Genomic DNA, 24,744 nt, shown 5'->3' on the forward strand with positions numbered 1-24,744 from the left:
TCCACGTCAAAGTGAACCGTGCCAAGGGGGGCCCGAACGGGGGGCCAGGCAAGGTACCGTCGACATAAGGCAGCACCAGGAGCCGCCGGACATGGACGTCCGGTCGTCTCCCAGGCGAAGGGGAAGCACACCGTGGCACGCATCGGTGACGGCGGCGATCTGCTCAAGTGCTCGTTCTGCGGCAAGAGCCAGAAGCAGGTCAAGAAGCTCATCGCAGGGCCCGGTGTGTACATCTGCGACGAGTGCATCGACCTCTGCAACGAGATCATCGAGGAGGAGCTCGCCGAGACCAGCGAGGTCCGGTGGGAGGAGCTCCCCAAGCCCCGCGAGATCTACGAGTTCCTCGAGGGGTACGTGGTGGGCCAGGAGGCGGCCAAGAAGGCGCTCTCCGTCGCGGTCTACAACCACTACAAGCGCGTCCAGGCCGGGGAGAACGGCGGCGCCCAGGGCCGTGACGACGCCATCGAGCTGGCGAAGTCCAACATCCTGCTGCTGGGCCCCACGGGCTCCGGCAAGACCCTGCTGGCGCAGACCCTCGCCCGCATGCTGAACGTCCCGTTCGCGATCGCCGACGCCACGGCGCTCACCGAGGCCGGCTACGTCGGCGAGGACGTCGAGAACATCCTGCTGAAGCTGATCCAGGCGGCCGACTACGACGTCAAGAAGGCGGAGACCGGGATCATCTACATCGACGAGATCGACAAGGTCGCCCGGAAGAGCGAAAACCCGTCGATCACGCGGGACGTGAGCGGCGAGGGCGTGCAGCAGGCGCTGCTGAAGATCCTCGAGGGCACCACCGCCTCCGTGCCGCCGCAGGGTGGACGCAAGCACCCGCACCAGGAGTTCATCCAGATCGACACGACGAACGTGCTGTTCATCGTGGGCGGCGCCTTCGCCGGTCTGGAGAAGATCATCGAGGGCCGGGCGGGCGCCAAGGGCATCGGCTTCGGCGCGACGATCCGCTCCAAGCGGGAGATGGAGTCCAAGGACCAGTTCGAGGAGGTCATGCCGGAGGACCTGGTCAAGTTCGGCATGATCCCCGAGTTCATCGGCCGTCTCCCCGTCATCACCAGCGTGCACAACCTCGACCGCGAGGCCCTGCTGCAGATCCTGGTCGAGCCGCGTAACGCCCTGGTGAAGCAGTACCAGCGCCTGTTCGAACTCGACGGGGTGGAGCTGGACTTCGAGCGTGAGGCGCTGGAGGCCATCGCCGACCAGGCGATCCTGCGCCAGACCGGCGCCCGCGGCCTGCGCGCCATCATGGAGGAGGTCCTCCAGGGCGTGATGTACGAGGTGCCGTCCCGCAAGGACGTGGCCCGCGTGGTCATCACCGCGGACGTGGTCCTCTCCAACGTCAACCCGACGCTCATCCCGCGCGACTCACGCGGCCGCGGCTCGGGCGAGCAGAAGACGGCGTAACCCCCCGGCACACGGAAGGGGCGTCCGGCGCACTGCGCCGGACGCCCCTTCCGTGTGTGCGGAGGCGCCTACTTGGCGACCCGCACGTCCTTGCGCACGTCGGCGGCCATGCTCGCGGACTCGTCGAGCGAGTACGTCTTGCCGGTGGCGGTCGGCTCGACCACGGCGAGCGTGCTGTAGTCGGCCCACACGCACATGAAGGTGGTTTGTTCCTTCTCGGTGACCGGGTGCGTGGTCTCGGCCTCCTGGCACTTCATCAGGGCGCCGTCCAGCCCGTCGGGTGACACCGACCTGGGCTCGCCGACCAGCTTGACCTTCTCGTCGTCGGTGTTCTTGTGCATCTGCGTGAACATCACGTCGAGGGCCTTCTCCGGGTCCTCGACCTTGCCGTAGACGCCGAAGTACGTGATGTTCTCCGCGGTCTGCAGCTTCGCCAGGTCCTCCGGGTCCTCGGGGTCCAGCTTCGTGAGGTCGGTGGTGGAGTAGACGGCGCCGACCGAGGTGGCGTCGCTGACCCCGGCCTTCGCCAGGTCCTTCTCGTCGCTGGAGCTGGCCGACTCCTCCTGGGCCGGGCCCTGACGGTCGTACGTGTCCGAGAGGACGGTAGCGGGCGCGGTGAGCTTGTGCGGGCCGTCGTCCTCCAGGCCGCCCGCGCTCCCGCCGCCGCCGATCAGGAAGTAGGCGCCCACGCCGATGGCCGCGACGACCGCGACCGCGCCGACGATGATCCCGGCCTTCTTGCCGCCGCCACCGCCGGACGCCGGGGGCTGGGGCGGCATGCCGTACTGCGGCTGCTGGCCGTAGGGCGGCTGCTGCGGCGGGACACCCGGGTGTCCCGGCTGGCCGGGCTGCTGCGGGTAGCCGTAGCCGGGCTGGCCGGGCGGGGGCGTCTGCTGGGGGTACCCGTAGCCGGGCTGCGGCTGGGGCGGGGTCGGCGGCTGCTGGCCGTACGGTCCCGGCTGCTGGCCGTACGGTCCGGGCTGCTGGGGCTGCCCGCCGTACGGGCCCGGCTGGTTGAAGCTCATGACTGGGTTCCCCCTCGTGTTCGCTGCTGCGGTGCCGTCAGGCGGTGACGCGGATCTGCTCGCGGAGCTTGGTGGTGAGGTCGACCGCCGTGTCCTTGCCGACCCCCGTGCCGGCGTTGTCGCCGGGCGAGACCATGCCGACCGTGCTGTGGTCGGCCCAGGCGCAGAACCAGTCCGTCGACTCCTTCTTGGTGAGCGCGTTGGTGCTCTTCGTCGACTGGCACTTGGCCACCGTACCGGCGATCTCGACCTCCTCGGGCTCGCCGACGAGCTCCGCGTTGTCCATGCCCCCGGTGTTCTGCCCGGCGCTCTTCTCCACCTTGTCCTGGATGTTGGAGAAGAACGTGTCCAGCGTCTTCTGCGGGTCGGAGATCTCGCCGTAACCGCCCACCATGGTGATGCCCTTGGCCGTCAGGAGTTCCGACTGGTCGGGGAAGTCGCCCGCGGTGCTCGGGTCGGCCGGGTCGTAGTTCCCGAAGTCGGCGGTGGACCACTGGCCGAGGATGGCGGTGCCGTTCTTGACCCCGCTCCTCTCCATGTCCTTCGCGTTCTCCGCGCCACTCTCCTCGGAGCCGTCGCCGAACCGCTGGTACTCGCCCAGCACGGTCTTCGGCACGGTCAGCTTGTGCGGGCCGTCGTCCGTCAGGCCCGCCGCGGTGCTGCCGCTGTCGCCGCCGAGCAGGAGGTACGCGCCGACGCCGATGGCCGTGACGACCGCGACGGCGCCCACGACGATCGCGGCCACCTTGCCGCCGCCACCGCCGCCGGAGGCGGGGGGCTGGGGCGGCATGCCGTACTGGGGCTGCTGGCCGTAGGGCGGCTGCTGGGGCGGGACGCCCGGGTGTCCGGTCTGGCCGGGCTGCTGCGGGTAGCCGTAGCCGGGCTGGGCCGGCGGGGGCGTCTGCTGCGGGTAGCCGTAGCCGGGCTGCGGGGCCTGCGGCTGCTGGCCGTACGGTCCCGGCTGCCGGCCGTACGGGCCGGGCTGCTGGGGCTGCCCGCCGTACGGGCCCGGCTCGTTGTAACTCATGACTGGGTTCCCCTCCAGACGCTTACGTGGTCCACACATCCTGGCTCAGAGTCGACGGCTCCAGTCCGGCGGGGGGCGCACCGTTACAAACGAAACGCGTTTCGGGACACCCCCGTGACGCCTCTAAACTGGGCGCGTGACCGACAACGCTCAGCAGCAGCCACCAGCGCCCACGACCGAACTGCCGACCCAGTACGCGCCGGCCGACGTAGAGGGGCCGCTGTACGAGCGCTGGGTGGAGCGGGGTTACTTCGAGGCGGACGCGAAGAGCGACAAGCCTCCGTACACCATCGTCATCCCCCCGCCGAACGTCACCGGCAGCCTGCACCTGGGCCATGCCTTCGAGCACACGCTGATCGACGCCCTGACCCGCCGCAAGCGCATGCAGGGGTACGAGACGCTGTGGCAGCCCGGCATGGACCACGCCGGCATCGCCACGCAGAACGTGGTCGAGCGGGAGCTCGCCAAGGAGGGCAAGTCCCGCCACGACCTGGGCCGCGAGGCGTTCGTCGAGCGCGTCTGGAAGTGGAAGGGCGAGTCCGGCGGCCAGATCAGCGGCCAGATGCGCCGCCTCGGCGACGGCGTCGCCTGGACGCGTGAGCGCTTCACCATGGACGAAGGCCTGTCCAAGGCCGTCCAGACCATCTTCAAGCGGCTTTACGACGACGAGCTGATCTACCGCGCCGAGCGCATCATCAACTGGTGCCCGCGCTGTCTGACCGCGATCTCCGACATCGAGGTCAACTACCAGGACGACGACGGCGAGCTCGTCTCCATGAAGTACGGAGAGGGCGACGAGACGATCGTCGTCGCCACGACCCGCGCGGAGACGATGCTCGGTGACACGGCCGTCGCCGTCCACCCCGAGGACGAGCGCTACAAGCACCTCGTCGGCAAGCTGATCAAGCTGCCGCTGACGGACCGCTCCATCCCGGTCGTCGCCGACGAGCACGTCGACCCGGAGTTCGGCACCGGCGCCGTCAAGGTGACCCCGGCCCACGACCCGAACGACTTCGAGATCGGCCAGCGCCACGACCTGCCGTCCATCGCCGTGATGGACGAGCACGCCGTCATCACCGCGCACGGTCCCTTCCAGGGCCTGGACCGCCTCGAGGCCCGCTCCGCCATCGTCGCCGCGCTGCGCGCCGAGGGCCGGATCGTCGCCGAGAAGCGCCCCTACGTCCACTCCGTCGGCCACTGCTCGCGGTGCAGCACCACCATCGAGCCGCGGCTGTCCATGCAGTGGTGGGTCAAGGTCGGCCCGCTCGCCAAGGCCGCCGGTGACGCGGTCCGCGACGGCCGCGTCAAGATCCACCCGCAGGAGATGGAGAAGCGCTACTTCGACTGGGTCGACAACCTGCACGACTGGTGCATCTCGCGGCAGTTGTGGTGGGGCCACCGCATCCCCGTCTGGTACGGGCCGGACGGCGAGGTCGTCTGCGTCGGACCGGACGAGGAGCCGCCGAGCGGCGAGGGCTGGCGCCAGGACTCCGACGTCCTCGACACCTGGTTCTCCTCGGGCCTTTGGCCGTTCTCCACGCTGGGCTGGCCCGAGCAGACCGAGTCGCTCGCGAAGTTCTACCCGAACTCCGTCCTGCTCACCGGCTACGACATCCTCTTCTTCTGGGTCGCCCGGATGATGATGTTCGGCCTCTACGCGATGGACGGCACCCCGCCGTTCCACACCATCGCCCTGCACGGCATGGTCCGTGACCAGAACGGCAAGAAGATGTCCAAGTCCTTCGGGAACGTGGTCAACCCGCTGGACTGGATGGACAAGTACGGCTCCGACGCCCTCCGCTTCACCCTGGCGCGCGGCGCCAACCCGGGCGTCGACGTGCCCATCGGCGAGGACTGGGTCCAGGGCTCGCGCAACTTCGCCAACAAGATCTGGAACGCCACGCGCTTCGCGCTGATGAACGGCGCCACGGTCGAGGGCCCGCTGCCGGACGCGTCGAAAATGTCGCCCACCGACCGCTGGATCCTGTCCCGGCTGAACTCGGTCGTCGCCGAGGTCGACGCGTACTACGACGACTACCAGTTCGCCAAGCTGTCGGACGCGCTGTTCCACTTCGCCTGGGACGAGGTCTTCGACTGGTACGTCGAGCTGTCCAAGACGACGTTCCAGGCGGGCGGCGAGGCGGCCGAGGTCAGCAAGCGGGTCCTCGGAGAGGTCCTGGACGTCACGCTGCGGCTGCTGCACCCGGTGGTCCCGTTCGTCACCGAGACCCTGTGGACGACGCTGACCGGCGGCGAGTCCGTCGTCATCGCCGACTGGCCGGCCGACAGCGGTTTCCGCGACGAGGCCGCCGAGCGGGAGATCGGGACGCTCCAGTCGGTGATCACCGAGGTCCGCCGGTTCCGCGCCGACCAGGGCCTCCAGCCCGGCCAGCGGGTTCCGGCCCGGCTGACGCTGGACGGCACCGCCCTCGCCGCGCACGAGCCGGCCATCCGCCAGCTGCTGCGCCTCCAGCCCGAGGGCGACGCCTTCACGGCCACGGCGACCCTGCCCGTCGCCGGTGTCGAGGTCGCGCTGGACCTGTCCGGCGTGATCGACGTCGCCGCCGAGCGCAAGCGGCTCGCCAAGGACCTCGCCGCCGCCGAGAAGGAGAAGACGCAGGCGACGGCGAAGCTCGGCAACGAGGCGTTCCTGGCGAAGGCCCCGGACCACGTGGTCGACAAGATCCGCACGCGGCTCGCCAAGGCGGAGGAGGACATCGTCCGCATCCGCACCCAGCTCGAGCGGCTGCCGCAGGCCTGACCGCAGGCCCGCGGCCCGCACGGCCCCCGACCGGTACGCACCGGCCGGGGGCCGTTCACGTCGTGGTGGGGACCTCGTAACCCGGACGAGGGAATCTGCGGAGCCGCCCGCCGCAGGACCCCGCCGCCAGGAGCTTCCCGCCGATGCCCTCTCCCGCGTCCCCCGCCGCTGTGCCGTCCGCCGCCCGGGACACCCCGGACCGCACCCCCGGCCGGGAGCGGCGCCACGACGTCGACCTGCTGCGCGTGCTGTGCACCGCCGCCGTGGTCCTGGTGCACGCCTCCGCCGCGTTCATCGACGCGGGCCACCGCACCACCGGCGTCCTCGGCGACACGGCCGGGCGGTTCGCGGTCCCGGTGTTCTTCGCCATGGCCGGCTGGGCCGCGCTGTCCGGCGCGCCCGTGGACGACCAGAGCCGCCTGCTGTCCCGGCTCGGCCGGATCCTGCGCCCGATGGCCGTGTGGACCGCCCTGTACCTGCTCTGCGCGTACCTCACCGGCGCATCCGGCGCGGACACGGGCGAGGAGGCGGCGCGGGCGCTCCTCGGCTCCGTCGAGGCGGCCTTCCACCTCTGGTACCTGTACGCCTACGTCCCCCTGCTCCTGCTGCTCGGCGTCCTGGTGCTGGTGGTGCGGCGGCGCACCCTGCCCCGCAGGTCACTGGCGCTGCTCGTCGCCCTCGCGGTCGCGCCCGCGCTCGCCGGGGACGTACGGGAGATCACGGGCTGGACCCTGCCCGGCTGGGGCTGGTCGGTGCCGCTGTCCACGGTGGTGTACGCGGTGGCGGGCGCCGCCCTGCTCGCCGCCCCGCGCCTCGGTCCGAGGGCGCTGTGGGCCGCGGGCGCGGCCGTGGCTTTCGCCGCCCTCGCCGTGTACCAGCTCACGGTGCGCCATCCCGCCGCGTACGGGAGCGTGGCCGTGGCCGCCCTGACCTTCGCGGTGATCGGCACGGTGGCCGGGGTGCGGGTGCCGGAGCGGGTGCGGCCCCTGGTGGCGCGGCTGTCGGACGCGTCGTTCGGGACGTACCTGGTCCATCTGCTGTGGGTACGGCTGCTGGTGGCGCCGGTCGCCGGGCGGCTGCCGGACGGGCCCTGGGCGCCGGCCGCGCTGGCCGTGACCGCGGTGGCGGCGGCCGCGCTGTCCTTCGCCGTGAGCCTGCTGTGGGGGCGGCCGGCGTGGCGGAAGTGGCTCGGCTGACGCCGCGCCGGGGTGTGCGGGGGACCACCCGCGCCGCTCCGTAGACTGGGGACCGTGAGCGAGCGCCCAGATTCAGCAGGTCCCGACCCCGACGACGCCTTCGACGAGTTCGAGGAGCTCGTGGAGGAGGAGACCCGCCGCGACCCCGACCTCGCGGTGATCGAGGCCGGCAGCCGTACGCTGCGCGCCCAGGGCGGCCCGCCGCAGGCGGACGTCCCGGCGCGCCCCGCCGACCCCGAGGTCGACAAGGCCCTGCGCGAGGTGGAGGCGGAGCTCGCCACCCGCTGGGGCGAGACCAAGCTCGAGCCGTCGGTGGACCGCATCGCCGCCCTGATGGACGTCCTGGGCGAGCCGCAGCGCTCGTACCCCTCGATCCACATCACCGGCACCAACGGCAAGACCTCCACCGCCCGCATGATCGAGGCGCTGCTCGGCGCCTTCGACCTGCGCACCGGCCGCTACACCTCCCCGCACGTCCAGTCGGTCACCGAGCGGATCAGCCTCGACGGGGCGCCCGTCTCCGCCGAGCGGTTCGTCGAGACGTACCAGGACGTCAAGCCGTACGTGGAGATGGTCGACGCCGCGCAGGAGTACCGGCTGTCCTTCTTCGAGGTGCTGACCGGCATGGCGTACGCGGCCTTCGCCGACGCGCCCGTGGACGTGGCCGTCGTCGAGGTCGGCATGGGCGGCACCTGGGACGCGACGAACGTCATCGACGCCGGGGTCGCCGTGGTGACGCCGATCGACCTGGACCACACCGACCGGCTCGGCGGCTCGCCCGGCGAGATCGCCGGTGAGAAGGCCGGCGTGATCAAGCCGCAGGCGACGGTCGTCATGGCGCAGCAGCCGGTGGACGCGGCGCAGGTGCTGCTGAAGAAGGCCGTCGAACTGGACGCCACCGTGGCCCGCGAGGGCCTGGAGTTCGGCGTCCTGGACCGGCAGGTCGCCGTCGGCGGCCAGCTGATGACGCTGCGCGGGCTGGGCGGCGAGTACACCGAGGTGTTCCTGCCGCTGCACGGCGCCCACCAGGCGCACAACGCCGCGGTCGCCCTCGCGGCCGTCGAGGCGTTCTTCGGCGTCGGCGCCCAGCGTGCCGAGCCGCTCGACATCGACACGGTGCGCCGCGCCTTCGCCTCCGTCGCCTCGCCGGGGCGGATGGAGGTCGTGCGCCGTTCGCCGACCGTCGTGCTGGACGCCGCGCACAACCCGGCGGGCGCGCGCGCCGCGGCCGCCGCGATCGGCGAGGCCTTCCAGTTCAGCAACCTCGTCGGCGTGGTCGGCGCGAGCGGCGACAAGAACGTGCGCGAACTGCTGGAGGCGTTCGAGCCGGTCTTCGCCGAGGTCGTCGTCACCCAGAACTCCAGCCACCGCGCGATGGACGCGGACGCCCTCGCCGCCATCGCGGTCGAGGTGTTCGGGGAGGAGCGCGTGCAGGTCGAGCCGCGGCTGCCGGACGCCCTGGAGGCCGCGATCACGCTGGCCGAGGAGGAGGGCGAGTTCGCCGGGGGCGGTGTGCTCGTCACCGGTTCCGTCATCACGGTCGGCGAGGCCCGGCTGCTCCTGGGGAAGGGCTGACATCCCGTGCGTACGCTCTGTTCTTCGACGCTGATCGGTGAGTTCTTCGTCATCGGGTTCGCCGGTCTCGTCGCCATGAAGCAGCCCGACCTGTCGACCGGCACGGTGTGGACGGTCTGCGGCGTCGCGATGTTCCTGTCCGTCGCGCTGTGCGGGATGGTCGGCCGGCCGGGCGGCGTCGCCCTCGGCTGGGCGCTGCAGATCGCGCTCATCGCCTCCGGCGTGTTCGTCCCGATGATGTTCTTCCTGGGCGCGGTGTTCGCGCTGCTGTGGTGGGCTTCGGTGCACTTCGGGCGAAAGGTGGACGAGGCGAAGGCCCGTTTCGCCGCGCAGGCGCAGCAGCCCGACACTGCGTGACGGGCCGTCCGACACGCCCGGTAATCTCGGTGCCCCGCACCATTTGACCCGCAAGGAGCCCGCAGTGAGCCAGCGCACCCTCGTCCTCCTCAAGCCCGACGCCGTCCGTCGTGGCCTGACCGGCGAGATCATCAGCCGCATCGAGCGCAAGGCCGGCTGGGTGATCACCGCGCTGGAGCTGCGCACGCTGGACCAGGACACGCTGGAGCAGCACTACGGCGAGCACAAGGGCAAGCCCTTCTACGAGCCGCTGGTGGAGTTCATGGCGTCCGGTCCGGTCGTCGCGATGATCGTCGAGGGTGAGCGGGTCATCGAGGGGCTGCGCCGGCTGGCCGGCCCGACCGACCCGATCGCCGCCGCCCCGGGCTCCATCCGCGGTGACTTCGGCGTCATCGTCCGCGAGAACCTGATCCACGCGTCCGACTCGGAGGAGTCCTCCGCGCGCGAGATCAAGATCTTCTTCCCGGGCCGCGCCTGAGCGTCCCCCGACGCGCGCCGGTCGCGGCCGTGACCGGCGCGCCTGTCCCTCCGGGCGGTCCCTGGCGGTGACCCGGTGCGGCCGCGCGGACACACCGGGGATTCGCCGCGCGCGGGCGTGCCACCGCGACGAAATCCGCGCATAACGATCACGTCGCGGGCGCGGCCCGGTTATTTGTCGTACCTCGCATGGTCTGAGAGCTTTGCCCTCGGGTCTTTTCTGGCATATGCACGGCGTTCGGGGGAACGGATGCCCCCGTTGGCCCGTCTCCAAAGGCAGGGCGACGCGCCATCTGATGACAATGGCGAAGACCCTCGCACAGTGTGCGCGAAGGCACGTCTACCATGGACGCCATCGCGTCACCGCACCCACCTCGCCGACCTGAAAAGCCCTCAAAAGCTCGTGGGAAGGCCAGACGAATCCTGATGGGGAACTCAATGTCGTTCATCGGCCGTGACATGGCTGTCGACCTCGGGACCGCCAACACGCTGGTGTACGTCAGGGGTCGCGGAATCGTACTCAACGAGCCGTCCGTCGTCGCGATCAACACCAACACCGGTGGCATCCTCGCGGTCGGTGCCGAAGCGAAGAAGATGATCGGACGCACGCCGGGCAACATCGTCGCCGTGCGCCCGCTGAAGGACGGCGTCATCGCCGACTTCGAGATCACCGAGCGGATGCTCCGCTACTTCATCCTGAAGATCCACAAGCGGCGGTATCTGGCTCGTCCGCGGGTCGTCGTCTGCGTGCCCTCCGGCATCACGGGCGTCGAGCGCCGCGCCGTCATCGAGGCGTCGTCGCAGGCCGGCGCCCGCCAGGTGCACATCATCGAGGAGCCCATGGCGGCCGCCATCGGCTCGGGACTGCCGGTCCACGAGGCCACCGGCAACATGGTGGTGGACATCGGCGGCGGCACGACGGAGGTCGCGGTCATCTCCCTCGGCGGCATCGTCACCGCCCAGTCCATCCGCGTCGCGGGCGACGAGCTGGACAACGCCATCATCCAGCACATCAAGAAGGAGTACTCGCTCCTGCTGGGTGAGCGGACGGCGGAACAGATCAAGATCACGATCGGTTCGGCGTACGACCTCGACTCCGACGAGCACACCGAAATCCGCGGCCGGGACCTCGTCTCCGGACTGCCGAAGACCGTGGTGGTCTCCGCCGCCGAGGTGCGCAAGGCCATCGAGGAACCGGTCAACGCGATCGTGGACGCGGTCAAGACGACCCTCGACAAGTGCCCGCCCGAGCTGTCCGGCGACATCATGGACCGCGGCATCGTGCTGACCGGCGGCGGCGCCCTGCTGCGCGGCCTCGACGAGCGGCTGCGCCGGGAGACCGGCATGCCGATCCACATCGCCGAGGACCCGCTGGACAGCGTGGCGCTCGGCTCCGGCAAGTGCGTCGAGGAGTTCGAGGCGCTGCAGCAAGTCCTGGACGCCGCTCCCCGCCGATGACACACCGCCACGACTCCGCCGCACGGGACCTTCCGTCCCGTGCGGCGGAGCGCTGGTGTCGAGGGGCGGTCCGGGCGGCAAGGCCCCGAAGACCCCTCGCGCGACCTGACACCTGAACAGAAACCACCTCTTACCCGTTCTCGACGAGGAAGGCACGGCCGCCGCACGTGAGGGACACGAAAGAGAGCCGGCTGCTCCTGGTGCTGCTGATCGCCATCGCGTTCGCGCTGATCACGGTGGACATCCGCGGCGGGGAGGACTCGCCGGTCGACGGTGCCCGCCAGGCGGCGGCGTCGGTCTTCGGCCCGATCGAGAACGGCGTGTCCGGCGCGGTCGACCCGATCGGCAACGCCGTCACCGCCGTCCGCGAGTCCGGCGACCGCCACGACCGGCTCGCCCAGCTGGAGCGGGAGAACGCGGCGCTCAAGGCCGAACTCGGCAGTGACGACCGCAGCCGCAGCCGCCTCAAGCAGCTCGACAAGCTGCTCGGCGTCGCCGGCAAGGGCCAGTACGGCATCAAGGGCGCCCAGGTCATCGCCATAGGAGCGGCCCAGGGCTTCTCCTGGACCATCACCATCGACGCCGGCGCCGACGACGGCATCCGGCGCGACATGACCGTCCTCAACGGCGACGGCCTGGTCGGCCGCGTCACCACCGTCGGACCGAGCACCGCCACCGTGCTGCTCGCCAGCGACCCCGACTTCACCGTCGGCACCCGCATGGAGGCCGGCGACGAACTCGGCTTCGCCTCCGGCCAGGGCGACCGCCCGCTGCGCGTCGAACTGCTCAACGGCAAGGCCGAGGTCAAGAAGGGCGACCGGCTGGTCACCTTCGGCTCGCAGGCCGACAAGCCGTTCGTGCCGGGCGTCCCCGTCGGCGTCGTCTCCCGCGTCGACCCCTCCGGCGGCGACCTGACCCGCACCCTGTACGTCACGCCGTTCGTCAACTTCAGCAAGCTGGACGTGGTCGGCGTCGTCGTCCAGTCGCCGAAGAAGGACCCCCGCGACACGGTGCTGCCCGCGAAGCCCAAGCCGACCCCTACGCCGACCGTGACCGTGACCGTCACGCCCTCGGCGCCCGCCGGCGGTCCCGACCAGCAAGAGCAGTAGGAGCTGTCACCCCATGCGCGTCAACCGGATCCTGCTCTCCAGCTCGCTGATCGTCGTCGCCCTCGTCCTCCAGGTGAGCGTCCTCGCCCGCCTCCACCTCCCCGGCGCCGTGCCCGACCTGCTGCTGCTCGTCGTCCTCGGACTCGCCCTGGTCTACGGCCACGTCGGCGGCGCCCTCGTCGGCTTCGCCGCCGGCCTCCTCGCCGACCTCGCCCCGCCCGCCGACCACGCCGCCGGGCGCTACGCCCTCGTGCTGTGCGTCATCGGCTACCTCGCCGGACTCGTCAAACCCGAGAGCGGGCAGGTGAAGACGGCAGCCGGACCGATGCTCGTCGTGGTCGCCGCCGCCGTCGGCTCCACCCTGCTCTACGCAGGCGTCGGCGCCCTCGTCGGGGACACCGCGGCCCGTCATGTCGGCCTCAGCAGCCTGCTGTTCACCGCCGCCCTGTACGACCTGCTGCTCGCGCCCTTCGTGGTGCCGGGCGTGATGGCCCTGGCACGGCGCGCCGAGAACGACCCGCTCGCCGAGACCAGTTCCGGCACGTCCGGGGACATCTCCTCGGGCTGGCTGTCCGGCGGCACCGGCCTGCGCATCGGCGGCCAGCGCAACGGCCTGCGGGTCAGGGCGGCCCGCGCCCGCTCGGCCCGCGCCGGACGCATCAAGGGGGTCAAGCGCCTGTGACCTCCAAAAACTTCACCGGTACGGGTGAACGCGGCTGGAACGCGCGTCCACCGGCCGGTCGTTCACCACTCGTCACCATCCGCACGCACGCGCTCTGAGAGGGGAGGAAGCAGCGTGACCAACATCCCCGAGACCGGCCGCAGCACACGCGTCCAGGTCCGGCTCGTCGTCATCCAGGTCCTCGTCATCTCCCTGCTCGGCACCCTCGGCGGGCGGCTGTGGTACCTCCAGATCCGTGAGGGCGACCAGTACGCCAAGGAGGCCTCCGGCAACCACGTGCAGCAGGTCGTCCAGCCCGCCGTGCGCGGCTCCATCCTCGACGCCCGAGGCGTGCCCCTCGCGGACAACGAGACGCGGCTGGTCGTCTCCGCCTCCCGCACGGACCTCATGAAGATGGAGGACGACGGCAAGGCGGTCCTCACCAAGCTGGCCGGCGTCCTCGGCATGAAGCCCGAGGACGTCATGATGAAGGTCCGGCTGTGCAACGCCGAGACCCCCCAGCCCTGCTGGAACGGCTCGCCGTACCAGCCGATCCCCATCACCGACGAGGCCACCCCCAAGCAGGCCCTGCAGATCCGCGAGCGCGCCGAGGACTTCCCCGGCATCACCGCCGAGCCCCAGGCACTGCGCCGCTACCCGAGCCCCGGCAAGGCCAACACCGCCCAGGTCCTCGGCTACCTCTCCCCGGTCACCGACGAGGAGATCCAGCAGGCCCAGGACACCGACTCGCCCTACCTGCGCTCCGACATGGTCGGCCGCTCCGGCCTGGAGCGGCAGTACGACAAGCAGCTGCGCGGCAAGGCCGGCGTCACCCGCTACGAGGTCGACAAGCTCGGCCGCGTCCTCGGCCAGGCCAAGGCCGACCCGGCCGAACCCGGCGCCAACCTCGTCACCAGCATCGACTCCCGCGTGCAGCGCATCGCCGAGTACGAGCTGAACGAGGCGATGAAGGAGGCCCGCAAGCAGCACGACCGCAACACCGGGCGGAACTACGAGGCCGACTCCGGCGCCGTCGTCGTCATGGAGGCGAAGACCGGCCGCGTCGTCGCCATGGCCTCCAACCCGACCTACGACCCCAACGCCTGGGTCGGCGGCATCTCCGCCAAGGACTACGCCCAGCTCACCGGCACCAAGTCCAACTACCCGCTGCTGAACCGCGCCATCCAGGGCCTGTCGGCGCCCGGCTCCATCTTCAAGGTGATCCCGACGGCCGCCGCCATCAAGGCCGGCTACTCCTTCGAGGGCCCCTACAACTGCTCCAGCGCGTACTCCATCGGCGGCCAGGTCTTCAAGAACTTCGAGTCGCAGAACCACGGCCCGATCAGCCTCGGCCGGGCGCTCGAGGTCTCCTGCGACACCGTCTTCTACGCCCTCTCCCACGAGGAGTGGAAGCGCGACGGCGGCAACAAGCCGAAGAAGAACGCCAACGACTGGTTCTACAAGACCGCCCACCAGTTCGGCCTCGGCGAGGAGACCGGCATCGACCTGCCCAACGAGGTCACCGGCCGCGTCCCCGACCGCCAGTGGAAGGCCGACTACTGGAAGGCCAACAAGGACGCCTGGTGCAAGTACGGCAAGAAGGGCGGCAGCTACGCCGAGCAGATCGCCTACGAGAACTGCCTCGAAGGCAACCGGCTGCGCGCCGGTGACTCGGTGAACTACTCCATCGGCCAGGGCGACACGCTCGTCACCCCGATCCAGATGGCCACCATCTACGCGGCCATCTCCAACGGCGGCACGCTGTACGACCCGACCGTCGGCAAGGCCGTCATCAGCCCCGACGGCAAGACGGTCAGGGAGATCGAGCCCAAGGCGCACGGCAAGCTGCCCACGTCGAAGAAGACGCTCAAGCAGATAGACGAAGCCCTCGAGGGAGTCGCCACCCGCGGTACGGCCGCGTGGCGGTTCGGGGGCTGGCCGCAGGACAAGATCCCGATGCACGCCAAGACCGGTACGGCCGAGGTGTACGGCAAGCAGACCACCTCGTGGTTCGCCACCTACACCGAGGACTACTCGATCGTGATGACGATCTCCCAGGGTGGTACCGGTTCCGGCGCCTCGGGCCCCGCCGTGCGCAACATCTACAACGCCCTCTACGGCGTGTCCGAGGACGGCGAGATCGACAACAAGAAGGCGCTGCTGCCCAAGCCGCAGAAGACCCTTCCCAAGGTCCGCACGGACGGCACCATCACCTCGCCGAAGATCGCCAAGGACTTCGCCAAGGAGTTCCGTCCCTCGCCCTCCCCGGACGGCGAGGCCACCACCCCGCAGGGCGACGACCCGGCCGACCCGCAGCAGGCGGGCACGACCCCGTCGCCGGAGAACACCAACCGCGACACCCGCCGCGGACGACGGCGGGGCGGCGGCCCCGGCCGCGGGGGACACCCGCGCCGCCGTGCACCCCGGCCGCGCGCGGCACGCCCGGAGAGGACGGCGTCATGACCGGCGGCGTCAACAGCTTCCAGGTCTCCGGGTACGGACCCGAGCGGGCCGGCTGGACGCGGGTGTTCGCCCGCGACGGCCTGGCCCGCCGGCTGGACTGGCCGATACTGCTTGCGGGGCTCGCCCTGTCCCTGCTGGGCTCGCTGCTGGTCTACTCGGCCACCCGCAACCGCACCGAGCTGAACCAGGGCGACCCGTACTACTTCCTGGTCCGGCACTGGCTGAACACCGGCATCGGCGTCGCCCTGATGATCGGCGCCATCTGGCTCGGCCACCGCGGGCTGCGCACGGCGGTCCCCCTGCTCTACGGCGCCTCGGTGTTCCTGATCCTGCTGGTGCTCACCCCGCTGGGCTCCACGATCAACGGCGCCCACTCCTGGATCAAGCTGCCCGGCGGCTTCTCCCTCCAGCCCTCGGAGTTCGTGAAGATCACGATCATCCTGGGCATGGCGATGCTGCTGGCGGCACGGGTCGACGCGGGCGACAAGCCCTACCCCGACCACCGCACGGTGCTCCAGGCGCTCGGCCTCGCCGTCGTGCCGATGCTGATCGTGATGCTCATGCCCGACCTCGGGTCGGTCATGGTGATGGTCATCATCGTGCTCGGCGTGCTGCTCGCCTCCGGGGCCTCCAACCGCTGGATCTTCGGCCTGCTCGGCGCGGGGGCGGCCGGCGCGATCACCGTCTGGCAGCTCGGGATCCTCGACGAGTACCAGATCAACCGCTTCGCCGCGTTCGCCAACCCGGAGCTCGACCCGGCCGGTGTCGGCTACAACACCAACCAGGCCCGCATCGCCATCGGCTCCGGCGGCCTGACCGGCTCCGGCCTCTTCCAGGGCTCGCAGACCACCGGCCAGTTCGTCCCCGAGCAGCAGACCGACTTCGTCTTCACGGTCGCCGGCGAGGAACTGGGCTTCGTCGGCGGCGCGCTGATCATCGGCCTGCTGGGCATCATCCTGTGGCGCGCCTGCCGCATCGCCCGCGACACCACCGACCTCTACGGCACGATCGTCGCGGCGGGCATCGTCGCCTGGTTCGCCTTCCAGACCTTCGAGAACATCGGCATGACCCTCGGCATCATGCCGGTCACCGGTCTGCCGCTGCCGTTCGTGTCCTACGGCGGCTCCTCGATGTTCGCGGTGTGGCTGGCCATAGGGCTGCTCCAGTCGATCCGGATGCAGCGCCCCATGTCCGCCTGACACCGGGCACCGCCTCACCGGTGCGGAGCGGCCCACTGCCGCTCCGCGCCCAGGGCGACTAGATTCGGTACATGGCGGACACCAAGCGCGAGATCGAGCGGAAGTACGAGTCCGACGACGCCGCTCTGCCCGACCTGACCCGCGTCCCCGGCGTCGCGTCCGTGCGCGGCCGGGGCGTCACCCACCTCGACGCCACCTACCACGACACCGCCGACCAGCGTCTCGCCGCGTCCTCCGTCACCCTGCGCCGCCGCACCGGAGGCGCCGACGCCGGCTGGCACCTCAAGTTCCCCGTCGCCCCCGGCGTGCGCGACGAGATCCGCGCCCCGCTCTCCGACACCCTCCCGGACGAACTCGCCGCCCTGGTCCGCTCCCGCGTCCGCGACCGCGAACTGCGGCCCGTGGTCCGCCTCCGCTCCGACCGCGACGTCCGGCACCTCCTCGACGACCAGGACCGGCTGCTCGCCGAGGTCAGCGTCGACACCGTGCACGCCGAACGCCTCACCGGCGGGGGAGGAGAGGCGCGCTGGACCGAGATCGAGGTGGAACTCGCCGACGACGGCGACCCGGCCTTCCTCGACAAGGTGGAGAAAAAGCTGAGGAAGGCAGGCGTACGGCCCTCGTCGTCGTCCTCGAAGCTGGCCCGCGCCCTCGCCGAGACGGAGCCCGCCCCGGCCGCAGGATCCTCCGCGCACCAGGCCGCCGCCCGCACACCCCCCGCGACCGCGCCCGAGGCCGCCCCCCGGCACAAGCACCGCCCCCGCCCGGACGGCACCCCCGTCACCGCGGGCGACCACGTCCTCGCCTACGTCCGCGCCCAGCGCGACGCCCTCGTCGAGCTGGACCCCGCCGTGCGGCAGGACGTCCCCGACGCCGTGCACCGGATGCGGGTCGCCACCCGGAGGCTGCGCAGCACCTTCCGCAGCTTCCGCGCCGTCCTCGACCGCGCGGACACCGACCCGGTCGCCGCCGACCTGAAGTGGCTGGCCGCCGAGCTGGGCAAGGACCGCGACCAGGAGGTCCTCGCCGAACGCCTCACCCAGGCCCTCGGCCGGCTCCCCGCCGACCAGGTCACCGGGCCGGTCGCCGAGCGCCTCGCCGCCTGGTCCGAGGCCCGCCACAAGGGCGCCCACCACGAACTCGTCGCCATCCTCGACTCGCGCCGTCACCTCGCCCTCCTCGACACCCTGGACGCCCTGCTGGAAGGGCCGCCCCTGCGCAGAAAGGCCGCCGCCCGCCCGGACAAGGTCCTCGCCAAGGCCGTCGCCAAGGACTTCCGCAAGCTCGCCGGACTGGTGGAGCACGCGCTGGAGCTGCCGCCCGGCACGGAGCGCGACACCGCGCTGCACGAGGCGCGCAAGAAGACCAAGCGCACGAGGTACGCCGCCGAGACCGCCGTCCCCGCGCTGGGCGGGCCGGCCGAGGAGGCGGTCAGGGACATGAAGGCGTTGCAGAGCCTGCTCGGCGACCACCAGGACAGCGTCATGGCCCGTCGCACCCTGCGCGAGCTGGCCGCCGTGGCGCACGCGGCGGGGGAGAGCGACTTCACGTACGGGGTGCTGCACGCCGGTGAGGCGCACCGCGCCCGGGTCGCCGAGGAGGCGCTGCCCGAGGCGTGGAGCTCGATCAGCCGGGCGTTCCCGTTCTGAGCGCCGTACGGGAGACCCCTCCGGGCGGGTTAGGCTGGATGGTCACCCGCCCCTGAGGCATCGGCCCGGGGGACCAGCAGTCACCCCACACGAAGGTTCGCGAGATGCCTGCCGAAGCCGCCGAGTCTGTGTTCCCGCAGCTCGAAGCTCTGCTCCCGCATGTGCAGAAGCCGATCCAGTACGTCGGCGGAGAGCTCAACTCCACGGTCAAGGACTGGGACTCCTGCGACGTCCGCTGGGCCCTCATGTACCCGGACGCGTACGAGGTCGGACTCCCCAACCAGGGCGTCATGATCCTCTACGAGGTCCTCAACGAACAGGACGGCGTCCTGGCCGAGCGCACCTACAGCGTCTGGCCGGACCTCGAGGCGCTGATGCGCGAGCACCGTGTGCCGCAGTTCACCGTCGACAGCCACCGCCCGGTCAAGGCCTTCGACGTGTTCGGCCTGAGCTTCTCCACGGAGCTCGGCTACACCAACATGCTCGCCGCCCTGGACCTGGCCGGCATCCCGCTGGAGGCCAGGGACCGCGGCCTCGACGACCCGATCGTCATGGCCGGCGGCCACGCGGCGTTCAACCCGGAGCCGATCGCCGACTTCATCGACTGCGCGGTCATCGGCGACGGCGAGCAGGCCGTCCTCGAGGTCACGCGGATCGTCCGCGCCTGGAAGGAGGAGGGCCGTCCCGGCGGCCGCGAGGAACTCCTCCTGCGCCTGGCCAAGACCGGCGGGGTCTACGTCCCCGGCTTCTACGACGTCGAGTACCTCCCCGACGGCCGGATCGCCCGTGTCGTGCCGAACCGCTCCGGCGTGCCGTGGCGTGTGTCCAAGCACACCGTCATGGACCTCGACGAGTGGCCCTACCCCAAGCAGCCCCTCGTGCCGCTCGCGGAGACCGTCCACGAGCGCATGTCGGTGGAGATCTTCCGCGGCTGCACCCGCGGCTGCCGCTTCTGCCAGGCCGGCATGATCACCCGCCCGGTGCGCGAGCGCTCCATCACCGGTATCGGCGAGATGGTCGACAAGGGCCTGAAGGCGACCGGCTTCGAAGAGGTCGGCCTGCTCTCCCTGTCCTCCGCCGACCACTCGGAGATCGGCGACATCGCCAAGGGACTCGCTGACCGCTACGAGGAGGACAAGGTCGGCCTCTCGCTGCCCTCGACCCGCGTCGACGCGTTCAACATCGACCTGGCGAACGAGCTGACGCGCAACGGCCGCCGGTCCGGTCTCACCTTCGCGCCCGAGGGCGGCTCGGAGCGCATCCGCAAGGTCATCAACAAGATGGTCTCGGAGGAGGACCTGATCCGCACCGTCGCCACGGCCTACGGCAACGGCTGGCGCCAGGTGAAGCTGTACTTCATGTGCGGCCTGCCCACCGAGACCGACGACGACGTGCTGCAGATCGCCGACATGGCCACGCGGGTCATCCAGAAGGGCCGCGAGGTCTCCGGCTCGAACGACATCCGCTGCACGGTGTCCATCGGCGGCTTCGTGCCCAAGCCGCACACGCCGTTCCAGTGGGCGCCGCAGCTCTCCTCCGAGGAGACGGACGAGCGGCTGGCCAAGCTCCGCGACAAGATCCGCGGTGACAAGAAGTACGGCCGCTCCATCGGCTTCCGCTACCACGACGGCAAGCCCGGCATCGTCGAGGGCCTGCTCTCCCGTGGCGACCGCCGTATCGGCGCCGTCATCCGCGCGGTCTACGACGACGGCGGCCGCTTCGACGGCTGGCGCGAGCACTTCTCCTACGACCGCTGGATGCGGTGCGCGGACAAGGCGCTGGCCCCGTTCGGCGTGGACGTCGACTGGTACACCACCCGTGAGCGCACCTACGAGGAGGTCCTGCCCTGGGACCACCTCGACTCGGGCCTGGACAAGGACTGGCTCTGGGAGGACTGGCAGGACGCCCTCGACGAGACCGAGGTCGAGGACTGCCGCTGGACCCCGTGCTTCGACTGCGGCGTCTGCCCGCAGATGGACACGGCCATACAAATCGGACCGACCGGGAAGAAGCTGCTGCCTCTGACGGTCAAGAATGCCGCGCCGGCGCCGAGCGGGCACCCACACTGAGATGAGTGACGCACTCGTTCGGGTGATGGATGCCCTGGTGGGGGCGAGTGAGGACGAGGTGGCGGCTGCGTTGGCTGCTGTCGGGGCTTCGAGCCTTCGGCAGTCGGCGCAGCAGAGTGGGCCTTGTACGCCTCTGCCGTGCCCGGGAGGGGCCTCGACCATCCATTCTGAGGTGGAGTGGGTCTGAGGGCTCTCGGAGCTTGCCTGAAGCCTCTTCGCACCTGCTAGAGCCCCCTTCGATCCGGAGGGGGCTCAGTGGTATCGGCGCCCGATGACGGCCCTGCACGGTGTGACGAGGAGGGCCAGAGGACGGCCTTTGCCGTCGCAGGCGAGGTGGATCTTGGTAGTCGGTCCGCCTCGGGATCGGCCGAGGGCGTGATCGTCCGGTTCGTCCGGCCGGTGGATCCCCCTTTTCGGCCGGTGGCGGCGGCGTGCTGGTGGGCGCGGACGATGGTGGAATCGATCTGGACCAGCCAGTCGATGTCCCCGGCGGCGTCCGCCTGGGCCTGGATGTGCTGCAGGGGCCGGGTGAACACGCCGTCGATCGCGTAGCGGCGGTAGCGGGTACAGACCGTCTGCCAAGGCCCGTAGCGTTCGGGCAGGTCACGCCACGAGATGCCGGTGCGGATCTTGTAGGCCATCCCGTTGATGACCTGGCGGTCTGGCACCCGAGGCCGTCCCGTAGCGGCCCGCGGTATCAGCGGAGCGGGCAACTCCCACTTCTGATCGGTGAGTTCATGGCGGCGAATCACGCCGCCATGATCCACCACCCGATGATCTTTGAAGACGGACCCTAGAAGGCCTCCGCGAAGTCGTCTTCCTTGAGTATCAGCCGGTCCCGCACGTCCTTGGGGATCATCAGCTTCATGTGGATGTGTGGGGCGCGTACGCCCTTCACCCTGGTCCGCTTGATCACGCACTTCACGCCGACCCGGAGTAAATCAGCGGCCATGGCCTCCATGCCGCCTTCCTCCCAGTGGCGACGGAACGACTTGCCGTTGTGCACGGCCACCCACCGGTCCTTGGTCGACTCGGGGTCGATGGCCTCCAGATGCTTGATGAGGTCGTCCAGTGTCTTCTCAGCCTGCTCTTTGGTGAAGCGCGTCTTCGTGAAGCGGCCTCCGGGCTCAAGCCCTGTCATGTAGTAGGTGATGGACTGTTCGAGGCGCCGTTGTTCCTTGCGGGCCTCGGCGCCCTGCCGGTACTCGCGTGTCATGACGGGTTCGTCCCCGAGAACCCTCAGAACGTCGTCGACGAGCTTGCTGTAGATCTCATCTGGGTTCGGAGCACCGTGGCCTCCGGCCTTGCACTTGCCGCACCGGAGGTACAAGTAGGACCGATCCTTGACGCGGGTCCTCTGCACGGTCATGTTCGAGCCGCAGTCATGGCACATCAGCACACCGAGGAACTTCGTTGCCCCATCCGGACGCCGGGTGGGCTGGTTCTTGCCTCGGCGGTCGAGGGCCTCTTGGAGGCTGTTGAACTCGTCCTCGGTGAAGATCGGGTCTGCCACGCGGATGGGCTTCGCGTCGCTGCCAAAGACGATCTTCGAGCGGCGTACGCCCCCGTTCTTGTCCTCTTCTACGCGGTAGCCCATGAGTGCCGGGTTCCTGAGTCGGCGAAGCTGTGTGGACGCCGTCAGGCCTGGTCCGCTGAGGCCCGCCCGCACCAAGACCTTGACCATGCGCCGGGCGGAAGCAGGCTTGTCCCGCATGGCGGCCTTGCGGCACCAGTGCAGCGCCCGGTGCGCGTCCTTGTCGATGACGAGTACGACCCTGCCGTTCTCGTCCTCCGCCGTCTTGTAGCCGTACGCCGGCTTGCCCACAAGCCAGTCGCTCTGTGTCTTGGTGTAGTCCCAGAGGCTCGCTACGCGCGTGCTGGTGTTGGCGGCCTCGATCTCCGCGATGCCGCCGACGATCGTGACCATGATCTTCCCGGCCGTCGTGGTCAGGTCAATCGAGTCGTTGTTGGAGACAAGGTTCTTCCCGTACTTCAAGCACCAGTCGATCATGGTGCTGAGGTCAGAGAGACGACGTACGAAGCGGTCCAGCTTCCAGAAGAGGATCTCGTCGAATTCGGGGGCCCGGTTGTTCAGCCAGTCCCCGAGTTCCTTGCGCTTCCACGGCGGAACCTTCGTCGCCGAGACGTTGAGGTCGCTTGCTACTCCGACCACTCGGCAGCCGCGCTTCCTGGCAAGCATGCGCAGATCCAGTTCCTGCCGGACGGGCGACGTCGTGTCGTCGGTGAGGACCGACAGGCGCACGGACAACAGCGCCCGCGGTGCGTCGTCCGGAAGTAGTGCTTCCGCCTTCTTCAGCTCCTGTAAGAGGGCTAAGTCCGCCTCGGACCATTCGGCATCAACTGAGTACTGCCCGCGGTCAGTGGCGGCGCGGGTCCTCGTTCGCTTCCCCATGAGTTGCACGGTAACGGTTATGGGTCCGTTGGCGAATGCCTCTTTATGGAAACGCACATTCAGGCAGAGGATTTGCGACGTCTGACCGTCGTGAGAGGAGAATCCGGTTGGGCTCAAGGTGCCTCCGGGAAGGCTCACATAGTCTTTCTGCACGATGGGCTCGGCTGGCGGTCCTGAAGGTGCCATGAGGGAGTTGCTCTACCTGTCCAATGCGAAGCTCGGAGAGTTTCCGGCCGAGGACAGCGGCGGATTCAGCGACCGCGCAGTGGAGGTAGAGGCATCGGCCCTCGGAGCTGGGGTGCGCCTTGCGGTGGGTGAAGTACCGGCGGCTGAGGAGCCTCTTGGGCAGCGATTGGAGCGGGTGCTTGCTCACGTCCGTGCGAAGTGTGGCGCACACGTCAACGTCCCCGACTCCTGTGAGTCGTTGGCAGCCTATGACTGGATGAAGTTCACGGGCTTCTTCCGGCATGGGCCGAGGCTGCGCGACTGGGGTCTCGACGACAGGGGCGTGTACACCTTTATGTCGCTTGAGGACCCGCCGTGCTCGCTGGGGCGTGGCGAAGGCGCATGCTCCGGTGTTCAGATCATCCTTTGCGGTTCGCGGAACCATGTTTTGACCGAGTTCGATGCCTCACCGACACGGATGGGCTCCGGCTGCTCCGGGTCTGACTGGCTCCATGATCTGGCCGCTGTACTCGCCGAGAGGGAAGCGCAAGGGGGATACGTCCTTGCCGGAGGGCCTCCACTCGACCAGCCGGCGTGACAAAGATGGACACCAGCATCCAGATCGGCCCGACGGGCAAGAAGCTGCTGCCGCTGACGGTCAAGAACGCGGGTCCGGTGCCGAGCGGTCACGCGCACTGAACCCGGCCCGGTCGGCCGGGCGCGGGAACGGAACGGAGCAGCGGCCCCTGGTGAAGGGGCCGCTGCTCCGTTTCGTACGGGTGCGCGATATGCGGGTCATGGGACCTGGCGGCCGTTGAACGTGCGGACGCGGTGGCGGGGGCTGACCGTGCGGCGGGGCGGGCGGGTGAGGGTGATCTGGCGGACCAGCTGCTGGAAACAGGCCAGGGCGGCGACGCCCGGGAGGGCCGCGGCCGCCGTGTCCGTGACGGTGCGGGGCGCCTGGGCCACGCACAGCAGGACCGCGACGGAGGAGAAGAGCAGGACGACGAACCAGGAGTGCAGGGCGCGTCGTTGGTGGAGGGCCGCGCGGAGGATGGAGAGGGAGCCGGCCAGCCAGGGGCCGTAGACCAGGATCGGCCACCAGGACGAGGAGTCGCCGCTGCTGTGCGCCGTGGTGACGAGGAGCAGCGGCTCGTACGTGACCACGCCGCTGAAGACGCTCACCATCGACACGGTGACCGCCGCCATCGCGGCGATGGCGTAGCTGGCGACGCGCAGGGCGTCGGGGCGGGGCCGCGGGGGCTTGCGGTGGGCGCGCGGCGCGGAGCGCAGGGGCGGCAGTTCGGCCGTGATCTCCTGCAGGTTGCCCATGGGGCTGCCGGCCGGGGGAGCGGTGACCGAGCTCTCCTCGCGCGGCGGCGGCACCGTGGGGGCGGCGTACTCGTCGGTGCGGGCCTCCTGGAGGAGGTAGGCCAGTTCCTCGGCCGGGTCCCAGGGGGGCACGGCGGGCTCGACGGGCTCCGCGTAGACGGCTCCGGCCCGGTGCCGGCCGGTTCCCATTTCGGTGAACGGGTCCGCTGCGTCGGCGTTGTACCAGAGCGGGTCGTAGCGTTCATCATTCATGTCAGGATTGATTCATCGGGCCGGCGGGAGCACTCAACAGCGGTCGCTTGAAGTGCAGTTGGGGCGGAGCTGACCTGCTTGCCTTCATACAGCGACTAACGGCGGCACTTTCACTTGGATGCGCGGCGAATGAGTGA

General features: G+C 70.1%; 19 protein-coding genes. 14 read left to right on the forward strand and 5 right to left on the reverse strand.

What is annotated here, in order from left to right:
* Positions 1 to 132 precede the first annotated feature (132 nt).
* Entirely contained in the window at positions 133 to 1,419 is a 1,287-nt protein-coding gene (gene clpX / locus ACQZOG_RS05680; protein ID WP_019527658.1) for an ATP-dependent Clp protease ATP-binding subunit ClpX, read from the forward strand.
* Positions 1,420 to 1,487: 68 nt separating this feature from the next.
* On the opposite strand, the gene ACQZOG_RS05685 is transcribed toward clpX, so the two are convergent.
* Both ACQZOG_RS05685 and ACQZOG_RS05690 read right to left on the reverse strand, forming a co-directional pair.
* Positions 1,488 to 2,444, reverse strand: coding sequence for a hypothetical protein (locus ACQZOG_RS05685; RefSeq protein WP_359519574.1), 957 nt, complete (start codon positions 2,442 to 2,444; stop codon positions 1,488 to 1,490).
* A 37-nt stretch (positions 2,445 to 2,481) separates the two neighbouring features.
* Complete coding sequence (locus tag ACQZOG_RS05690; RefSeq protein ID WP_033276870.1) at positions 2,482 to 3,471, reverse strand: hypothetical protein; 990 nt, start codon at positions 3,469 to 3,471, stop codon at positions 2,482 to 2,484.
* Between the two features lie 136 nt (positions 3,472 to 3,607).
* Between ACQZOG_RS05690 and ACQZOG_RS05695 the strand changes: the two genes are divergently transcribed.
* From ACQZOG_RS05695 to ACQZOG_RS05750, 12 genes are all read left to right on the forward strand, one after another.
* Positions 3,608 to 6,232, forward strand: coding sequence for a valine--tRNA ligase (locus ACQZOG_RS05695; protein ID WP_193468148.1), 2,625 nt, complete (start codon positions 3,608 to 3,610; stop codon positions 6,230 to 6,232).
* Positions 6,233 to 6,375: 143 nt separating this feature from the next.
* Positions 6,376 to 7,428: an acyltransferase gene (locus ACQZOG_RS05700; RefSeq protein ID WP_203550854.1), complete on the forward strand. Its 1,053-nt coding sequence runs from the start codon at positions 6,376 to 6,378 to the stop codon at positions 7,426 to 7,428.
* A gap of 54 nt (positions 7,429 to 7,482) precedes the next feature.
* Positions 7,483 to 9,003 carry a bifunctional tetrahydrofolate synthase/dihydrofolate synthase gene (folC, locus tag ACQZOG_RS05705; RefSeq protein WP_033276873.1) on the forward strand — a complete coding sequence of 507 codons (1,521 nt, stop codon included), beginning with the start codon at positions 7,483 to 7,485 and terminating at the stop codon, positions 9,001 to 9,003.
* A gap of 6 nt (positions 9,004 to 9,009) precedes the next feature.
* The gene (locus tag ACQZOG_RS05710; protein WP_058916128.1) at positions 9,010 to 9,360 is read left to right on the forward strand and encodes a DUF4233 domain-containing protein; all 351 of its coding nucleotides are present in this window, start codon (positions 9,010 to 9,012) and stop codon (positions 9,358 to 9,360) included.
* Positions 9,361 to 9,424: 64 nt separating this feature from the next.
* Complete coding sequence (gene ndk / locus ACQZOG_RS05715; RefSeq protein WP_033276875.1) at positions 9,425 to 9,838, forward strand: nucleoside-diphosphate kinase; 414 nt, start codon at positions 9,425 to 9,427, stop codon at positions 9,836 to 9,838.
* 437 nt (positions 9,839 to 10,275) lie between these two features.
* Positions 10,276 to 11,295, forward strand: coding sequence for a rod shape-determining protein (locus ACQZOG_RS05720; protein ID WP_033276876.1), 1,020 nt, complete (start codon positions 10,276 to 10,278; stop codon positions 11,293 to 11,295).
* Between the two features lie 167 nt (positions 11,296 to 11,462).
* Positions 11,463 to 12,404 carry a rod shape-determining protein MreC gene (mreC, locus tag ACQZOG_RS05725; protein WP_193455223.1) on the forward strand — a complete coding sequence of 314 codons (942 nt, stop codon included), beginning with the start codon at positions 11,463 to 11,465 and terminating at the stop codon, positions 12,402 to 12,404.
* Positions 12,405 to 12,417: 13 nt separating this feature from the next.
* Positions 12,418 to 13,086: a rod shape-determining protein MreD gene (mreD, locus tag ACQZOG_RS05730; RefSeq protein WP_033276878.1), complete on the forward strand. Its 669-nt coding sequence runs from the start codon at positions 12,418 to 12,420 to the stop codon at positions 13,084 to 13,086.
* 114 nt (positions 13,087 to 13,200) lie between these two features.
* Positions 13,201 to 15,528, forward strand: a complete 2,328-nt coding sequence (gene mrdA, locus ACQZOG_RS05735; protein ID WP_033276879.1) for a penicillin-binding protein 2 — start codon at positions 13,201 to 13,203, stop codon at positions 15,526 to 15,528.
* Positions 15,525 to 16,727 carry a rod shape-determining protein RodA gene (gene rodA, locus ACQZOG_RS05740; RefSeq protein ID WP_033276880.1) on the forward strand — a complete coding sequence of 401 codons (1,203 nt, stop codon included), beginning with the start codon at positions 15,525 to 15,527 and terminating at the stop codon, positions 16,725 to 16,727. The genes mrdA and rodA overlap by 4 nt, the downstream gene beginning before the upstream one ends.
* Before the next feature lie 71 nt (positions 16,728 to 16,798).
* Positions 16,799 to 18,376 (forward strand): CHAD domain-containing protein, encoded by a 1,578-nt coding sequence (locus ACQZOG_RS05745; protein ID WP_391605190.1) that lies wholly within the window; start codon positions 16,799 to 16,801, stop codon positions 18,374 to 18,376.
* A gap of 104 nt (positions 18,377 to 18,480) precedes the next feature.
* Positions 18,481 to 20,445 (forward strand): TIGR03960 family B12-binding radical SAM protein, encoded by a 1,965-nt coding sequence (locus ACQZOG_RS05750; protein WP_033276882.1) that lies wholly within the window; start codon positions 18,481 to 18,483, stop codon positions 20,443 to 20,445.
* Between the two features lie 224 nt (positions 20,446 to 20,669).
* Here the strand turns inward: ACQZOG_RS05750 and ACQZOG_RS05755 are convergent, their stop codons facing one another.
* Positions 20,670 to 21,215 (reverse strand): IS5 family transposase, encoded by a 546-nt coding sequence (locus ACQZOG_RS05755; RefSeq protein WP_107115341.1) that lies wholly within the window; start codon positions 21,213 to 21,215, stop codon positions 20,670 to 20,672.
* A gap of 23 nt (positions 21,216 to 21,238) precedes the next feature.
* Complete coding sequence (locus tag ACQZOG_RS05760) at positions 21,239 to 22,858, reverse strand: recombinase family protein (RefSeq protein WP_058917881.1); 1,620 nt, start codon at positions 22,856 to 22,858, stop codon at positions 21,239 to 21,241.
* A gap of 184 nt (positions 22,859 to 23,042) precedes the next feature.
* Here ACQZOG_RS05760 and ACQZOG_RS05765 point away from each other — a divergent pair, with 184 nt between their 5' ends.
* On the forward strand, positions 23,043 to 23,621 hold the full coding sequence (locus tag ACQZOG_RS05765) for an SAVMC3_10250 family protein (RefSeq protein ID WP_430741339.1): 579 nt from the start codon (positions 23,043 to 23,045) through the stop codon (positions 23,619 to 23,621).
* Positions 23,622 to 23,818: 197 nt separating this feature from the next.
* Here the strand turns inward: ACQZOG_RS05765 and ACQZOG_RS05770 are convergent, their stop codons facing one another.
* Positions 23,819 to 24,607, reverse strand: coding sequence for a DUF2637 domain-containing protein (locus ACQZOG_RS05770; RefSeq protein WP_058916125.1), 789 nt, complete (start codon positions 24,605 to 24,607; stop codon positions 23,819 to 23,821).
* Between the last annotated feature and the right edge of the window lie 137 nt (positions 24,608 to 24,744).

The organism is Streptomyces sp. P13-3-3 (assembly GCF_050571355.1).
Classification (GTDB): domain Bacteria; phylum Actinomycetota; class Actinomycetes; order Streptomycetales; family Streptomycetaceae; genus Streptomyces; species Streptomyces althioticus.

What these genes read in the sequence shown, in the direction of transcription:
- ACQZOG_RS05685 (WP_359519574.1), bottom strand. Translation starts at nt 2,444, where the DNA reads ATGAGCTTCAACCAGCCGGGCCCGTACGGCGGGCAGCCCCAGCAGCCC.
- ACQZOG_RS05690 (WP_033276870.1), bottom strand. Translation starts at nt 3,471, where the DNA reads ATGAGTTACAACGAGCCGGGCCCGTACGGCGGGCAGCCCCAGCAGCCC.
- ACQZOG_RS05700 (WP_203550854.1), top strand. Translation starts at nt 6,376, where the DNA reads ATGCCCTCTCCCGCGTCCCCCGCCGCTGTGCCGTCCGCCGCCCGGGAC.
- ACQZOG_RS05720 (WP_033276876.1), top strand. Translation starts at nt 10,276, where the DNA reads ATGTCGTTCATCGGCCGTGACATGGCTGTCGACCTCGGGACCGCCAAC.
- mreD (WP_033276878.1), top strand. Translation starts at nt 12,418, where the DNA reads ATGCGCGTCAACCGGATCCTGCTCTCCAGCTCGCTGATCGTCGTCGCC.
- rodA (WP_033276880.1), top strand. Translation starts at nt 15,525, where the DNA reads ATGACCGGCGGCGTCAACAGCTTCCAGGTCTCCGGGTACGGACCCGAG.
- ACQZOG_RS05745 (WP_391605190.1), top strand. Translation starts at nt 16,799, where the DNA reads ATGGCGGACACCAAGCGCGAGATCGAGCGGAAGTACGAGTCCGACGAC.
- ACQZOG_RS05750 (WP_033276882.1), top strand. Translation starts at nt 18,481, where the DNA reads ATGCCTGCCGAAGCCGCCGAGTCTGTGTTCCCGCAGCTCGAAGCTCTG.
- ACQZOG_RS05760 (WP_058917881.1), bottom strand. Translation starts at nt 22,858, where the DNA reads ATGGGGAAGCGAACGAGGACCCGCGCCGCCACTGACCGCGGGCAGTAC.
- ACQZOG_RS05765 (WP_430741339.1), top strand. Translation starts at nt 23,043, where the DNA reads ATGAGGGAGTTGCTCTACCTGTCCAATGCGAAGCTCGGAGAGTTTCCG.
- ACQZOG_RS05770 (WP_058916125.1), bottom strand. Translation starts at nt 24,607, where the DNA reads ATGAATGATGAACGCTACGACCCGCTCTGGTACAACGCCGACGCAGCG.